15 protein-coding genes are annotated in these 13177 nt (G+C 70.5%); 9 read left to right on the forward strand and 6 right to left on the reverse strand.

Annotated features, from left to right (window positions below; translation table 11 throughout):
- Positions 1–139 precede the first annotated feature (139 nt).
- On the forward strand, positions 140–568 hold the full coding sequence (locus KXC43_RS41570) for an SCO6045 C-terminal-like domain-containing protein (protein WP_221381785.1): 429 nt from the start codon (positions 140–142) through the stop codon (positions 566–568).
- 40 nt (positions 569–608) lie between these two features.
- On the opposite strand, the gene KXC43_RS41575 is transcribed toward KXC43_RS41570, so the two are convergent.
- Positions 609–971, reverse strand: a complete 363-nt coding sequence (locus KXC43_RS41575) for a nuclear transport factor 2 family protein (protein ID WP_221381767.1) — start codon at positions 969–971, stop codon at positions 609–611.
- Between the two features lie 125 nt (positions 972–1096).
- Here KXC43_RS41575 and KXC43_RS41580 point away from each other — a divergent pair, with 125 nt between their 5' ends.
- From KXC43_RS41580 to KXC43_RS41595, 4 genes are read left to right on the forward strand one after another with little or no spacing between them, the layout of a single operon-like run.
- Positions 1097–1846 (forward strand): helix-turn-helix domain-containing protein, encoded by a 750-nt coding sequence (locus KXC43_RS41580; RefSeq protein ID WP_221381768.1) that lies wholly within the window; start codon positions 1097–1099, stop codon positions 1844–1846.
- Positions 1847–1874: 28 nt separating this feature from the next.
- Complete coding sequence (locus KXC43_RS41585) at positions 1875–2636, forward strand: SDR family oxidoreductase (RefSeq protein ID WP_221381769.1); 762 nt, start codon at positions 1875–1877, stop codon at positions 2634–2636.
- Positions 2637–2649: 13 nt separating this feature from the next.
- Complete coding sequence (gene mug / locus KXC43_RS41590; protein ID WP_221381770.1) at positions 2650–3222, forward strand: G/U mismatch-specific DNA glycosylase; 573 nt, start codon at positions 2650–2652, stop codon at positions 3220–3222.
- A gap of 56 nt (positions 3223–3278) precedes the next feature.
- Positions 3279–3836, forward strand: a complete 558-nt coding sequence (locus KXC43_RS41595; protein WP_221381771.1) for a TIGR03086 family metal-binding protein — start codon at positions 3279–3281, stop codon at positions 3834–3836.
- A gap of 210 nt (positions 3837–4046) precedes the next feature.
- Here KXC43_RS41595 and KXC43_RS41600 read toward each other — a convergent pair whose 3' ends face one another.
- The 4 genes from KXC43_RS41600 to KXC43_RS41615 all read right to left on the reverse strand — a co-directional run bounded on the left by KXC43_RS41600 (position 4047) and on the right by KXC43_RS41615 (position 9098).
- A complete protein-coding gene (locus KXC43_RS41600; protein ID WP_221381772.1) occupies positions 4047–5978 on the reverse strand; it encodes an ABC transporter ATP-binding protein in 1932 nt (643 codons plus the stop codon).
- 79 nt (positions 5979–6057) lie between these two features.
- Entirely contained in the window at positions 6058–6843 is a 786-nt protein-coding gene (locus KXC43_RS41605) for an enoyl-CoA hydratase/isomerase family protein (protein WP_221381773.1), read from the reverse strand.
- Positions 6840–7067: a helix-turn-helix domain-containing protein gene (locus tag KXC43_RS41610; RefSeq protein ID WP_127501473.1), complete on the reverse strand. Its 228-nt coding sequence runs from the start codon at positions 7065–7067 to the stop codon at positions 6840–6842. Before KXC43_RS41610 ends, KXC43_RS41605 begins: the two co-directional genes overlap by 4 nt.
- Before the next feature lie 426 nt (positions 7068–7493).
- Positions 7494–9098, reverse strand: coding sequence for an ABC-F family ATP-binding cassette domain-containing protein (locus KXC43_RS41615; RefSeq protein WP_221381774.1), 1605 nt, complete (start codon positions 9096–9098; stop codon positions 7494–7496).
- 219 nt (positions 9099–9317) lie between these two features.
- Between KXC43_RS41615 and ypfJ the strand changes: the two genes are divergently transcribed.
- Positions 9318–10214 carry a KPN_02809 family neutral zinc metallopeptidase gene (ypfJ, locus tag KXC43_RS41620; protein ID WP_221381775.1) on the forward strand — a complete coding sequence of 299 codons (897 nt, stop codon included), beginning with the start codon at positions 9318–9320 and terminating at the stop codon, positions 10212–10214.
- On the opposite strand, the gene KXC43_RS41625 is transcribed toward ypfJ, so the two are convergent.
- Entirely contained in the window at positions 10211–10843 is a 633-nt protein-coding gene (locus KXC43_RS41625; RefSeq protein WP_221381776.1) for an acVLRF1 family peptidyl-tRNA hydrolase, read from the reverse strand. The genes ypfJ and KXC43_RS41625 overlap by 4 nt on opposite strands.
- A 23-nt stretch (positions 10844–10866) precedes the next feature.
- On the opposite strand from KXC43_RS41625, the gene KXC43_RS51855 reads away from it, so the two are divergent.
- The 3 genes from KXC43_RS51855 to KXC43_RS41635 all read left to right on the forward strand — a co-directional run bounded on the left by KXC43_RS51855 (position 10867) and on the right by KXC43_RS41635 (position 12883).
- Positions 10867–11100 (forward strand): DNA alkylation repair protein, encoded by a 234-nt coding sequence (locus KXC43_RS51855; protein ID WP_255645715.1) that lies wholly within the window; start codon positions 10867–10869, stop codon positions 11098–11100.
- Complete coding sequence (locus KXC43_RS41630) at positions 11087–11554, forward strand: DNA alkylation repair protein (protein WP_255645734.1); 468 nt, start codon at positions 11087–11089, stop codon at positions 11552–11554. Before KXC43_RS51855 ends, KXC43_RS41630 begins: the two co-directional genes overlap by 14 nt.
- Before the next feature lie 465 nt (positions 11555–12019).
- Positions 12020–12883 carry a Vgb family protein gene (locus tag KXC43_RS41635; protein WP_221381777.1) on the forward strand — a complete coding sequence of 288 codons (864 nt, stop codon included), beginning with the start codon at positions 12020–12022 and terminating at the stop codon, positions 12881–12883.
- Positions 12884–13177: the final 294 nt, after the last annotated feature.

A 13177-nucleotide genomic window follows, 5' to 3' on the forward strand; every position in this document is an offset into this window, starting at 1 on the left:
GGTCCAGATTTCGTCTGGTGGTGGCCCGCGGAAGCCCGGCTCCCGGTGTTGGAACCGGGTTTTCGCGGGACGCCGCCAGGCGGGATCTGGGCCTCGCCGCAGCCCCGGCCCCGCTGCGAAACAGACCCTAGGCCCGAGCCTGGCCGACCGGCAGCTCGCCCTGGTCGAGGCGCTGACGGCCGGCCGGCCCATACCCGAAGGATTCGACGGTTTCCGCTTCGAGGCAGCGCGGCTGGCGCTGCTGCGCAAGCGGGCGGGTGAGGTCGCCCGACAATGGCCGATGCTCGCCGCCGGCTTCGGCGACCGGTGGACGCGCGAGTTCGCCACCTGGGCCGCCGCGCGCCCGACCCACGGCTCCCTGCGCGACGGCTGGGACCTGGCCCGCGACCTGACCCGCCGCGGCGCCCTGCCCCCGATGGCCGCGGCCGAACTGGCCGAACGCGAGGCCGCCTGGCACTACGACGGCACGTCGGCCCCCAGGTCCCGCCGCGTCCCCGCCGTCCGCACCGCGTCCGGCGCCATCGCCCTGCAGGTGGCCGGCCGGGTCTGGCTCCTCCGCCGCCCGTAGCGCCCGCCTCTTTCCTCAATGGCGAACCCGGTTGATGCCGCTACCCCGGCGCCTTGTCGATGAAGCCCAGCACCTGGCGGATGCGGCCGTCGGCGTCCAGTTCGGCGACGTCGAAGCCGATCACCAGCGGGTCGCCGGCGCCGGCCGTCAGGGTCCAGGTGAAGCGCATCTGGTCGTGGTGGGCGTCGACCGGGCCGCCGGAAGCGAACGTGTGGCCGGGGAACTGCTGCTGCACGGCCCCGATCAGGGCGGTCAAAGCTTCCCGGCCCTCGGCTGCGGCCAACGGGTCGACGTAGCGGATCCCGTCGGCGAACAGGTCGTCCACGGCCTTCCGACGGGTCGTGGCGTCCGGCTCGTTCCACACGGCCAGATAGCGGTCCATCACGGCGTTGAAATCGGTCATCGTTCGGTCCTCCCGTTTCGGTGTCCGCTGACTGTCGCTCGCCGGCCGGGCGCCGGTCGATTACCCGCGAGGTAATGGGCACGCTTCCCGGGCGGCGCCTACGCTGCGGGCCGGAGGGGGTGCGGATGAGCGGGGTGGGCGAGCTTCTGCGGGGGTGGCGGTCGGACCGGCGCCTGAGCCAGCTGGAGTTGTCGGTGCGGGCCGGGGTGTCGGCCCGGCACCTGTCGTTCCTCGAGACGGGGCGGTCCCGGCCCACCCGCGACATGATCCTGCGGCTGGCCGAGGAGCTGGGTGTTCCGCTGCGGGCACGCAATGAGCTCCTGCTCGCTGGGGGCTTCGCACCGGCGTACGCCGAATCGGCTCTTGACGGTCCGCCGCTCGCCACGGTGCTGGCGTCGTTGCGGGACGTACTGGCCGGGCACGCGCCCTACCCGGCCGTGCTCATCGACCGGCACTGGACGATGGTCGACGCGAACGACGCGGTCGGGCGCTTCACCGGTGGTTGCGCGCCCTGGCTGCTCGAACCGCCGGTGAACGTGCTGCGTCTGTCGCTGCATCCCGACGGCATGGCCCCGCGCATCCGCAACCTGCCCGAGTGGCGGGCCCACCTGCTGCACCGCCTAGACCAGCAGGCCACGGCAACCAGCGACCCGGTGTTACGCGAGCTGCTGGCCGAGCTGACCGCCTACCCGGGCGGCCCGGCGGCTACCGGCTCGCCGCCGAACGGCCTGGTTGTGCCGTTGCGCTTCGACGACCTGTCCTTCTTCAGCATCACATCGGTGCTCGGCACCCCCCTTGACGTGACCCTTTCCGAACTGGCCATCGAGTCCTTCCTGCCCGCCGATCCCAGCACCGCCGCCGCCCTGCACCGTTGACAGCCGCGGAGGTGGCAGGATCGGGGGCATGGATCTCGGGCTCGCTGATCGCGTCTATGTCCTCACCGGAGCCTCGCGCGGGCTGGGTTTCGCCACAGCCGAGGCGCTGGTGGCCGACGGCGCCAAGGTGGTGGTCTCGTCCCGCGACGAGAAGCGGGTGGCCGAGGCGGTCGATTCCCTCGGCGGCGGCGAGAACGCGGTGGGTGTGATCGCCGACCTCACCGATCCCGAGACCCCGCGCCTGCTCATCGACACCGCCAGCGAGCAGTTCGGCCGGTTCGACGGCGCCCTCATCTCGGTCGGCGGCCCGACGCCGGGCCGGGCCGCCGCGCTGAGCGACGAGCAGTGGCGCGATGCCTTCGAGACGGTGTTTCTGGGCTCGGTCCGGGCGGCGCGGATGTTCGCGGCAGCCCTGCCCGAGAGCGGCGCGATCGCGCTGGTCCTGTCGACGACGGTGAAGACGCCGATGACCAATCTCGGACTCTCCAACGGCCTGCGTCCCGGTCTCGCCATGGCCGCGAAGGACATGGCCGACGAGTACGCGCCGCGCGGCGTCCGCATCGTGAGCCTGCTCCCGGGCCGTTTCCTCACCGACCGCAACCTCGAGCTCTTCGAGGCCTCCGGCGACGCCTCAGCCGCGGCGGCCGAAGCAGCGGGAAGCATCCCGCTCCGCCGCCTGGGCGAGCCGGCCGAGTTCGGCCGCGCCGCCGCGTTCGTGCTCTCCCCCGCCGCCAGCTACATCACCGGAACAGCCATCGCCATCGACGGCGGCGTCCTCCGCACCCTCTGACCAGCCGCTACCGATGCAGCCCGGTGGATACGCTCGTGCGGTGTCTGCGCCCACCGCGGCGGAGGTGGCGGCCGCCGCCGGCCGCACCATCCCCGACCTGATCGGCCCGGATCTCCGGGTGCTCTTCTCCGGCATCAACCCGAGCCTCTACTCGGCGGCGACCGGTCACCACTTCGCCCGGCCGGGCAACCGCTTCTGGCCGGCGCTGCACCGTTCCGGATTCACCGACCGTCAGCTGCACCCGTCCGAGCAGTTCGAGTTGCCGTCGCTGGGGCTCGGCATCACCAACGTGGTCGCCCGCGCCACGGCCCGCGCCGACGAGCTCTCGCCGGCCGAACTGGTCGCCGGCGGCGAGGTGCTGGCCGCCCTGGCCCGGCTGTGGAAGCCCCGCTACCTGGCCGTTCTCGGCGTCACGGCGTACCGCACGGCCTTCGCCAAGCCCAAGGCTGCGATCGGCCTTCAGCCCGACCGGGTCGGGAGCGTACCGGTATGGGTGCTGCCCAACCCGAGCGGCCTCAACGCCCACTACACGGTGGACACTCTCGCCGCCGCCTACGCCGAGCTGCGCGAGACTGCCGGCAGCTGACGCACGCTCGACCGGGTCAGACCCCACCGTGGGGGGATTGTCGCTACGGTCGGGTCATGACTACCGAGATCAGCGCGTTGATGGCGGCGGCGGCTGAGCGAACCGTCCCGATCGTCCAGGGCATTCGCGACGACCAGCTGGGCGATCCGACGCCGTGTGACAAGTTCCAGGTGCGTGACCTGCTGAACCATCTCTTCCAGGTGGTCGTCAGCTTCCAGGGAGCCGCCCGCAGGGAGCCGCTCGACTTCTCCGACATGCCCGATTTCGTGACCCCGGGTTGGCGCGACCGTTTCGCCACCGAGACCGAGCGCATGATCGCCGCCTGGTCGGATCCGGCGGCCCTCGAGGGCATCTCGCCCGGCATGGGCATGCCCCAGCCTCTGGTGGGCAACCTGGCCCTGGCCGACCTCACCGTGCACGGCTGGGATCTCGCCACCGCGACCGGCCAGCCCTACCGGCCGGCCGACGCCGCCGTGGACCACCTGTTCCCGTTCGTCCAGCAGATGGTGCCGACCGGCCGCCAGATGGGTGCCTTCGGCGACGAGGTGCAGGCCCCGGAGGACGCCGGCGTCTTCGAGCGCCTGCTGGCGCTGAGCGGCCGCACGGTGGCCTGACCCACACGCCCCGGCCCCGAGCCACGCACCAGACAGCCGAGCCCCGGCACAGCGCACCCGGCCCAACAAGCGCCCAAACAGCCGAGCCTCGCCACAGCGCCACCCGGCCGAACAAGCGCCCAGTCGGCCGAGGCCCGAGCCGATCACCACGTATCAGCGGTCGAACGACCCGACGGCTGGTCGGCCGGGGTTCTGCGCCGGGCGGGCGGGTCAGGGTTCGATCTGGCCGGCCGGGACGGTGACGATCTCGACCTCGTCGGCGTAGGCCGGCGGTGGCGACGCGGTGGCGAACTGGGTGCGGTAGAGCTCGGCGTAGAGCCCGCCCGCGGCCACGAGCTCTTCGTGGCGGCCGCGTTCGACGATGCGGCCGTCGTCGAGCACCAGGATCTGGTCGGCGCCGCGGACCGTGGACAGCCGGTGGGCGATCACCAGCGCCGTCCGGCCCTCGAGGGCCACGGCCAGCGCCCGCTGCACCGCCGCCTCGGACTCGCTGTCGAGGTGGGCCGTGGCCTCGTCGAGCACGACGATCGACGGGCGCTTGAGCAGCAGCCGGGCGATGGCCAGCCGCTGCTTCTCGCCGCCGGAGAACCGGTAGCCGCGCTCGCCCACGACCGTCTCGAGCCCGTCGGGCAGCGACGCCACCAGCTCGGCGACCTGGGCGCCGCGCAGCGCCGCCCACATCTCGTCGTCGGTCGCCTCGGGCCGTGCGTACCGCAGGTTCTCGGCGATCGTCTCGTGGAAGAGATGGGCGTCCTGGGTGACGACGCCGATGGTGTCGCGCAGCGAGTCGAGGGTCGCGTCCCGCACGTCGATCCCGTCGATCCGCACGGCGCCCGTAGTGACGTCGTAGATGCGGGAGACCAGCATGGACGTGGTCGACTTGCCGGCGCCGGACGGGCCGACCAGCGCGACCATCTGGCCGGGCTCGACGGTGAAGTCGACCCCGCGCAGGACGGGCGCGTTCTCCGTACGGTCGAGGGTCGCCACGTCCTCGAGCGTGGCCAGCGAGACCTCGCTCGCGCTCGGGTAGCGGAAGTGCACGTCGCGGAACTCGACCCGGCCCGCGCCCTCGGGCAGCGCGACCGCGCCGGGACGCTCCTCGATGCCGGGCTTGAGGTCGAGCACCTCGAAGACCCGGTCGAAGGACACGAGCGCGCTCATCACGTCGACCCGCACGTTGCTGAGCGCGGTCAGCGGGCCGTACAGCCGGGTCAGCAGCAGGGCGAGGGTGACCACCGTGCCGGCCGTGACGCTGCCGGTGACCGCGAGCCAACCGCCGAGCCCGTAGGTGAGAGCCTGAGCCAGCGAGGCGACCAGCAGCATGGCGACGAAGAACGTACGCGAGAACATGGCCTGCTGGATGCCGATGTCGCGGACCCGGGCGGCCCGCTCGCCGAAACGGTCGGCCTCGGCGCCGGGGCGTCCGAACAGCTTGACCAGCATGGCGCCGGCCACGTTGAACCGCTCGGTCATCGTCGCGTTCATCTTGGCGTCCAGGTTGTACGACTCGCGGGTGATCTCGGCGAGGCGCTTGCCGACCCGGCGCGCGGGGATGATGAACAGCGGCAGGAGCATCAGCGAGAGCGTGGTGATCTGCCACGAGAGGCTGAACATCACCGCGGCCGTGAGCACCAGCTGGATGACGTTGCTGACCACACCGGACAGCGTGGACGTGAAGGCGCGCTGGGCGCCGGTGACGTCGTTGTTGAGCCGGCTGACCAGAGCGCCGGTCTGCGTGCGGGTGAAGAACTGCAGCGGCATGCGCTGGACGTGGTCGTAGACCCGGGTGCGCAGGTCGAGGATGATGCCCTCGCCGATGCGGGCCGAATACCACCGCTGGGCGAGGGAGAGGAACGCGTCGGCCACGGCGAGCACCGCGATCATCACGGCGAGCCGGATCACGGTGGAGGCCGCGTCGGAGCCGCCGCCGGTGATGGCGTTGACCACGTCGCCGGCGAGCAGGGGTGTCGCGACGCCGATGACGGCCGCGAGCACCACGGTGAACAGGAAGACCAGGATGTCCCGGCGGTAGGGCCGGGCGTAGCGCAGGATCCGGCGGGTCGTGCCCCGGCGGAGACTGTGTTCGGCCACCCGGTCCGAGTTCTGAATCGAGCGCAGCATGTTCCAACCGGACATGCTCATCTCGTCACCTCCCGGGCGTCATCGGTGCGGGCAGTCAGAGTCTGCCCGGCGGGTATGACAACTCCGGAAGGCGAAGGGACTATTCCGTCAGATCACGCACGCGGCGGGTCTGCGCCTCACGCTCGGCGCGGTCCTGTTCGGCGTACGTGCGCTGGGTCGCCCCGGCCAGCAGCGCCTTGATCTCGGCGACCGCGCCCCGATCGGCGGCGAGCACGGCGGCGGCCAGGTCGGCGACGGTGCCCTCGAGGTCGGCGACCGGCACGACAGCGGTGGCGAGCCCCAGGGAGAGAGCCTCGTCCGCGCCGATGCGACGACCGGTCACACAGATCTCGAGCGCGCGGGAGGGACCGACCAGTTCGGTCAGCCGCTTCGTGCCGCCCAGGTCGGGCACGAGCCCGAGTGTCACCTCGGCCATCGAGAATCGGGCATCGTCGGCCAGGACGCGCATGTCACAGTTGAGCGCCAGTTGGAAACCGGCGCCGATCGCATGGCCCTGCACAGCGGCGATCGTCACGATCCCGGGGTTACGCAGCCAGGTGAACGCCGACTGGAAGCCGGCAATCCGATCCGCGCTCTCCTCCGGCGACAACTGCGCGAGCTTCGCGAGTGAAGAATCGCCTTCACCGCGCGCGACCGACAGATCCAGGCCCGCGGAAAAAGAACGGCCGGCGCCTCGGACAATGACGACTCGCACGTCACCCGGTAATTTCCGGGAAATGTTCGAGAGTTCGGCCCACATCGCCGGCGTCTGCGCATTGAGCACCTCGGGCCGGGACAACGTCACCGTTGCCACCGGCCCGTCCAGGTCGTAGCGAACGCCCGACTCGTCGGCGGGGAGGCCGGATGCGGCGTCGCCGGTCGTCACGCCTTCTTGCGGCGACGCGCGCCGCCACGCTGGCGGAGCTGCACACCGGACTCGGTGAGGACCCGGTGCACAAAGCCGTAGGACCGGCCGGTCGATGCGGCAAGGGCACGAATGCTCTCACCCGAGGTGTAGCGCTTCACCAGATCCTTCGCCAATGACTGGCGCTCGCTGCCGACGATTCGGCGACCCTTCTCGGTGCTGGTGGCAGTGCCCGTGGCTGGCATGTTGAATCCTCACGTCCCAGACTGTGCGGTTCATACGGTCTCACCTATTAGACCGCCTCCAACGATCATGCGCTAGGTATCCAGGCGTAGCCAACGTGCCCATTTATCACTGTCAGGAACTTGACGATGACGGCGTCCATCAATGTCAGACAGTTAACAGTCGTTTGCCGTGAAAGCTTTCACTCTCCGGGGCGGGATCCGCGGTCTTTTCCGCAAGACCATCGATCACCTGCGGAAACTCTCGATCGAGGACCATCGGCCCCGGGGCATGACTGAGCGTCGATGCATCGCCTACCCACCGCTGCCGAGCCGGCTGTGCCAAGTTGGGGATGCCCGAATCGGTGCCCGACCTGACCGCAAACGCCCGAACGTCGCACTGTCTGTGTGGGCACTGGTTGACAAGAGACGATGGCGATGATCCGCAGATCACGCCAATTCGACGAGCTCCAGCAGGTCGTCGCTCCACGCGTCCTCGTCGCCGTCGGGCAGCAGGATCGCCCTGTCCGGCTTGAGCGCCTGCACCGCCCCGGCATCGTGCGTGACCAGCACAATCGCGCCCGGGTAGTTCGCGATGGCGTCCAGCACCTGCTCGCGGCTGACCGGGTCGAGGTTGTTGGTGGGCTCGTCGAGCAGCAGCACATTGGCGCCCGAGCAGACCAGCGTGGCCAGGGCCAGACGCGTTTTCTCGCCACCCGAGAGAACTCCGGCCGGTTTGTCGACGTCGTCACCCGAGAAGAGGAACGCACCGAGGATCTTCCGCAGTTCGGTGTCGTTCTGGTCGCCGCCGGCGCTGCGCATGTGCTCCAGGATCGTGCGGTCGACGTCGAGCGTCTCGTGCTCCTGGGCGTAGTAGCCCAGCCGCAGGCCGTGGCCGGGGCGCACCTCGCCCGTGTCGGGCTGGAGCAGGCCACCGAGCATGCGCAGCAGCGTGGTCTTGCCGGCGCCGTTGAGTCCCAGGATGGCCACCCGCGAGCCGCGGTCGACCGCCACGTCGACGTCGGTGAAGATCTCGAGCGAACCGTACGACTTCGACAGGCCGGTCGCCGTCAGCGGCGTCTTGCCGCAGGGCACGGGACTGGGGAACCGCACCTTGGCCACCTTGTCGGCGACGCGCGTCTCCTCCAGGCCGCCGAGCAGCTTCTCGGCCCGCCGGGCCATGTTCTGCGCGGCCACGGTCTTGGTCGCCTTCGCCCGCATCTTGTCGGCCTGGGCCATCAGGGCGCCGGCCTTCTTCTCGGCGTTGGCCCGCTCGCGGCGGCGACGGCGCTCGTCGGTCTCGCGCGACTCCAGGTACTTCTTCCAGCCGACGTTGTAGATGTCGACGACCGAGCGGTTGGCGTCGAGATACCAGACCTTGTTGACCGCGGCCTCGAGCAGCTCGACGTCGTGGCTGATCACCACGAGCCCGCCCTTGTGCTGGGCCATGTAGCCGCGCAGCCACGAGATCGAGTCCTGGTCGAGGTGGTTGGTCGGCTCGTCGAGCAGCAGGATGCCCTTGCCGTTCTGGCCGGAGTCGGCGAACAGGATGCGGGCCAGCTCGATCCGGCGGCGCTGACCGCCGGACAGGGTGCCGATGGTCTGCGCCAGCGCGCGGTCGGGCAGACCGAGGTTGGAACAGATGCGGGCGGCCTCGGCCTCGGCGGCGTAGCCACCCAGGGCCGAGAACCTGTCCTCCAGGTTGCCGTAGCGCCGGACCAGCTTGTCGTCGGCGCTCTCCTCCAGCTCGATCTCGAGTTTCTGCATCTCGGCGATGATCGAGTCGAGGCCGCGGGCGCTGAGCACCCGGTCGCGACCGGTCACGTTCAGGTCACCCGTACGCGGGTCCTGCGGCAGGTAACCGACCTCGCTGGTGCGCTCGACAGCACCCGCGTAGGGCTGGCCCTCGCCGGCCAGAACCTTGAGTGTGGTGGTCTTGCCGGCGCCGTTGCGGCCGACGAGGCCGATCCGGTCGCCCGGCTGCACCCTGAGGGTGACCGGGGACAGCAGGATCCGGGCGCCGGCGCGCAGTTCGAGTCCGGTGGCGGTGATCATGTTTGCTGGCTCTCGCTCTCGAGGAAGAAGGCTGGCTCCGGGCACAGATGAGCGCCGGCCATCGAATTTCCCGACGGTCCGGCGCGGGGCAGGTCAGCCTTCGCAGAGCAGCACGGGGTAATAGTACCGGGCACCCGCATGTAGCTCCCACCCGATTACCGACCAAGATCAACGGGTACGCATCGGACACCCCCGCCGCCCCGGCTCTGTGAGGATGAGATGGAACTCAACGAGAACGCCGACATCGACACCAGTCAGGTCGAGGACCGACGTGGTTCCGGCGGTGGTGGTGGCGGGTTCGGCGGCCTGCCCATCGGCGGTGGTGGCCTGGTCGGCATCATCATCACGATCGTCGTCGCGGTGGTCGGTGGCTACTTCGGCATCAACCAGATCGGCGGCGGTAGTGATACCGGCGACAACACCAACATCCAGCAGACGTGTGCGCAGGACAACGCCACCCAGCAGCTCGAGTGCCGCAACGTCCTGTTCATCAACTCGATCCAGGCGTACTGGACCAAGGCGACGCCGGAGTACTTCAACAAGCAGTACGAGCCGGCCAAGACGGTGATCTTCTCGAAGCGGGTCAACACGGCGTGCGGCGCCGCCGACTCCGGGGTCGGGCCGTTCTACTGCCCCGGCGACAACCAGGTGTACATCGACCTCACCTTCTACGACGTGCTGGCCAAGCAGCTCGGCGCGCCGGGCGAGTTCGCCCAGCCGTACGTGCTGGCCCACGAGTACGGCCACCACATCCAGGACATCACCGGCCAGGAGGCCAAGATGCGCCGGGCCCAGCAGGGCGCGAGCGAGAGCGAGCAGAACGCGCTGTCGGTGAAGCTCGAGCTGCAGGCCGACTGCTACGCCGGGGTGTGGTCGAAAGCGGCCACCGAGACGACCGACACCAAGGGCCAGAAGATCTTCAAGAGCCTGACCCAGCAGGACATCGAGGAAGGCATCCAGACGGCCGGCCAGATCGGCGACGACGAGCTCCAGAAGCGCAGCGGCAACCCGGTCAACCCGGCCGAGTTCACCCACGGCACGGCCGCGCAGCGCCAGCAGAACTTCCAGAAGGGCTACGACTCGGGCAGCCCGGAGAGTTGCGCTACGTCGTTCTAGGGCTCCTTCACCAGTACGGACACCGCCCGGGCCCCGGCGATCGCGGACACCAGCACCGCGTGCCGGGGCTCGGGCACGTCCAGGAACCGCTCGGCGCGGGCGGCGGCCACCGGGGTGAGCCGGGGATCGGCCAGGATCGCCTCGACGGCGGTGTGATCGCCGCCCGTCACCAGCGCGGCGATGGCGCGTACTTCCGGAAGAAGAATGCGCCCTACGATGCCGGCGCCGTCGGCAGCTGCTGCTTTTGCCTGATTGTCCCGGCGGCGCGCGAAGCGCTGCTGGGACCAGCCGCCCGCCGCCGTGCGACCCTGCACATAGTGCGTGTCCACCTTGGATGTGATCAGTTTCGGTCCATCCGCGATGCCCACGGCGACCGCACCCTTGCGCGCCAGCAGCAGACCCAGCTTTCGCGGCCGCTGCGCCGTCTCGATCAGCTCGGCGAGCGTCGCCACCTCGTCCGCGCCGGGCGGCGTGTGCCAGGTGGCCGAGGCGCCGTCCTCCGCGGTCAAGGTCAAACCCGTTTCCCGGTACGAGCCATGGCGGCGCTCGAAGTTCTCGAGCCACCGCACCAGCCGTTCCGGCGCGACATCCACCCATTTCCCGCCGCCCGCGGCCGCCCGTTCGCCCATTCTTGTCAGACTACGGTGGCAGGATGCGGGCCATGACGGACCTGACCGCAACGCTGCTGGAAAGGCTCGACGAGCATCTGCTCCCCGCGGCCGACCCGGTGCGGGCCGCGGCCCAGGCGGCATACATGAAAGGCCAGTTCCCGTTCCTCGGCCTGCCCGCGCCCCCTGCAAAAGCTGGAACGCGCGGCCCTGGGCGGCCTGCCCCCTCCGGCCGAGGCCGAGCTGCGGTCCGCCGCAACCGCGCTGTGGTCCCGTGAGCAGCGCGAATTTCAATACGTGGCATGTTCCTACCTGGTCCGCCACGTGGCCGTCCCCGGCCCCGGCTTCGTGCCGACGCTGCGCGCGTTGATCACCGCCAAGTCCTGGTGGGACACGGTTGACGTGTTGGCCACACGCTTCACGGGCGGGCTGGTGTCCCGCCATCCGTCCCTGGTCACCGTGATGGACGAGTGGTCCGGCGACGACAACATGTGGCTGGTCCGCACGGCGATCCTGCACCAGCTGCACTACGGCCCGGCGACAGATACGGGGCGGCTGTTCGGCTACTGCGAGGCCCAGGCCGGTCATCGCGACTTCTTCGTCCGCAAGGCGATCGGCTGGGCGCTGCGTCAGTACGCCCGCACCGATCCCGACGCGGTTCGCGCCTTCGTCGAGGCCCACCGCTCAAGCCTGTCCGGCCTGTCCGTCCGCGAGGCGATGAAGCATCTCTGACCAGCCACCCCGCTCCGCTCGTCCTACGCCACCGCCTACCGCGCCGGCCCACGCCGCGCTGCGCGAGTTCGCCCGCACTCGGCTTACGTCGGCCCCATTCGCTGCTCGTCGCCCGCCCGCATCGGCCTCGTCCGCTGTCCGCCGCCGGCCCACGTCGGCCTTACCCGCTCCCGCCGCGCACACCCTGCCCATCACCCGCCCGCGTCCGCTGCCCGCCTTAACCGCTCCCGCCCACACCTTGCCGCCGCCCACGTCGGCCAGACCCGCTGCCCCACCGCCCACGCACGTCGGTCCCAGCCGGCACCCGTCGGCCGCTCACGTCGGGCCTCATCCGCTGCCTGCCGCCCACACACGTCGGCCCACACCACAGTCCCTCGACCGCCCACGCCGACCTCACCCACTGCCCGCCGCCCACACACGTCGGCCCCGCCCGGCGCACGTCGGCCGTCGCACAGAGGAGCTTCTATGCAGGAGGTCATGATTTCGGATTCGTCCGCCGGGCCCTACGGCATCGTCGCCGGGCCGGACGGCGGCCTGTGGATCACGCTGGTACACGGAGGGCGCATCGCGCGGCTGGCCGGCGACGGCTCGGTCGAGGACCATCCGCTCGACAATGCGGCAAGCGGCCCCTCCATCATCACGGCCGGCCCCGACGGAGCGTTGTGGTTAACCCGCAACCGTGACGACCGGATCGGACGCATCACCACGGACGGCAAGCAGAGCTCCTTCACCGTGCGTGGAGCACCCTTCGGGATAGCGACCGGGGCCGACGGCGCGCTGTGGTTCACCGAGATGAACACCGACGTCATCGGCCGGCTCACTCCCGACGGCGAGATCACCGAGTTCCCTCTCCCGACGACCGGCGGCTTCCCCTCGATGATCACCCCGGGCGCCGACGAGGCCCAGTGGTTCACGGTCAACCAGGCCCACGCGATCGGCCGCATCACCCTCGACGGCCAGGTGACGATCCACCCGCTACCCACCGAGGGCGCGGCCCCGGTCGGCATCACGCTGGGCGCCGACGGCGCGGTCTGGTTCGTCGAGATCGGCGCCGGCCAGGTAGGCCGCATAACCACCGACGGCGCGGTCACCGAGTTCCCCCTCCCCGACCGCGCCGCCCGGCCCCACGCGATCACCGCCGACCCGGCCGGCGGCTGCTGGTTCACCGAATGGGCCACCAACCGCATAGCCCACATCACCCCCGCCGGCCAGATCGAGGAACACGACCTGCCCACCCCGTCATCCGAGCCGCACGGCATCACCCTCGCCCCCGACGGCGACGTCTACGCAGCCCTCGAGACCGGAGCGGTCGCCCGCCTCCCACGCTGACCGAAGCTCCCCCGCTGTCGGACGGGCTGCTCAAGCGACGAGCCAGAGGCGGACGGCCGCTCAAGCGAGGAACACGAGCCGGACGGCCGCAATCGGGCAGCCAGTGGTCGGCGCCCGCTCAAACGACGAGCCGGAGACGGGTGGCTGCTCAAACGGCCAACCCCGAAACCCGGCGAACGCTCAAACAACCAACCGAAGGCGCGCAGCCGCTCAAACAGCCAACCCCGAAACCCGGCGAACGCTCAAACAACCAACCGAAGGCGCGCAGCCGCTCAAACAGCCAACCCCGAAACC

The sequence above is a fragment of the Paractinoplanes polyasparticus genome (assembly GCF_019710575.1).
Classification (GTDB): Bacteria; Actinomycetota; Actinomycetes; order Mycobacteriales; family Micromonosporaceae; genus Actinoplanes; species Actinoplanes polyasparticus.

Coding starts and splice junctions, on each gene's coding strand:
- KXC43_RS41575 (WP_221381767.1), bottom strand. CDS start 971: ATGACCGATTTCAACGCCGTGATGGACCGCTATCTGGCCGTGTGGAAC.
- KXC43_RS41580 (WP_221381768.1), top strand. CDS start 1,097: ATGAGCGGGGTGGGCGAGCTTCTGCGGGGGTGGCGGTCGGACCGGCGC.
- KXC43_RS41585 (WP_221381769.1), top strand. CDS start 1,875: ATGGATCTCGGGCTCGCTGATCGCGTCTATGTCCTCACCGGAGCCTCG.
- mug (WP_221381770.1), top strand. CDS start 2,650: ATGCAGCCCGGTGGATACGCTCGTGCGGTGTCTGCGCCCACCGCGGCG.
- KXC43_RS41595 (WP_221381771.1), top strand. CDS start 3,279: ATGACTACCGAGATCAGCGCGTTGATGGCGGCGGCGGCTGAGCGAACC.
- KXC43_RS41600 (WP_221381772.1), bottom strand. CDS start 5,978: ATGAGCATGTCCGGTTGGAACATGCTGCGCTCGATTCAGAACTCGGAC.
- KXC43_RS41610 (WP_127501473.1), bottom strand. CDS start 7,067: ATGCCAGCCACGGGCACTGCCACCAGCACCGAGAAGGGTCGCCGAATC.
- KXC43_RS41615 (WP_221381774.1), bottom strand. CDS start 9,098: ATGATCACCGCCACCGGACTCGAACTGCGCGCCGGCGCCCGGATCCTG.
- ypfJ (WP_221381775.1), top strand. CDS start 9,318: ATGGAACTCAACGAGAACGCCGACATCGACACCAGTCAGGTCGAGGAC.
- KXC43_RS41625 (WP_221381776.1), bottom strand. CDS start 10,843: ATGGGCGAACGGGCGGCCGCGGGCGGCGGGAAATGGGTGGATGTCGCG.
- KXC43_RS51855 (WP_255645715.1), top strand. CDS start 10,867: ATGCGGGCCATGACGGACCTGACCGCAACGCTGCTGGAAAGGCTCGAC.
- KXC43_RS41635 (WP_221381777.1), top strand. CDS start 12,020: ATGCAGGAGGTCATGATTTCGGATTCGTCCGCCGGGCCCTACGGCATC.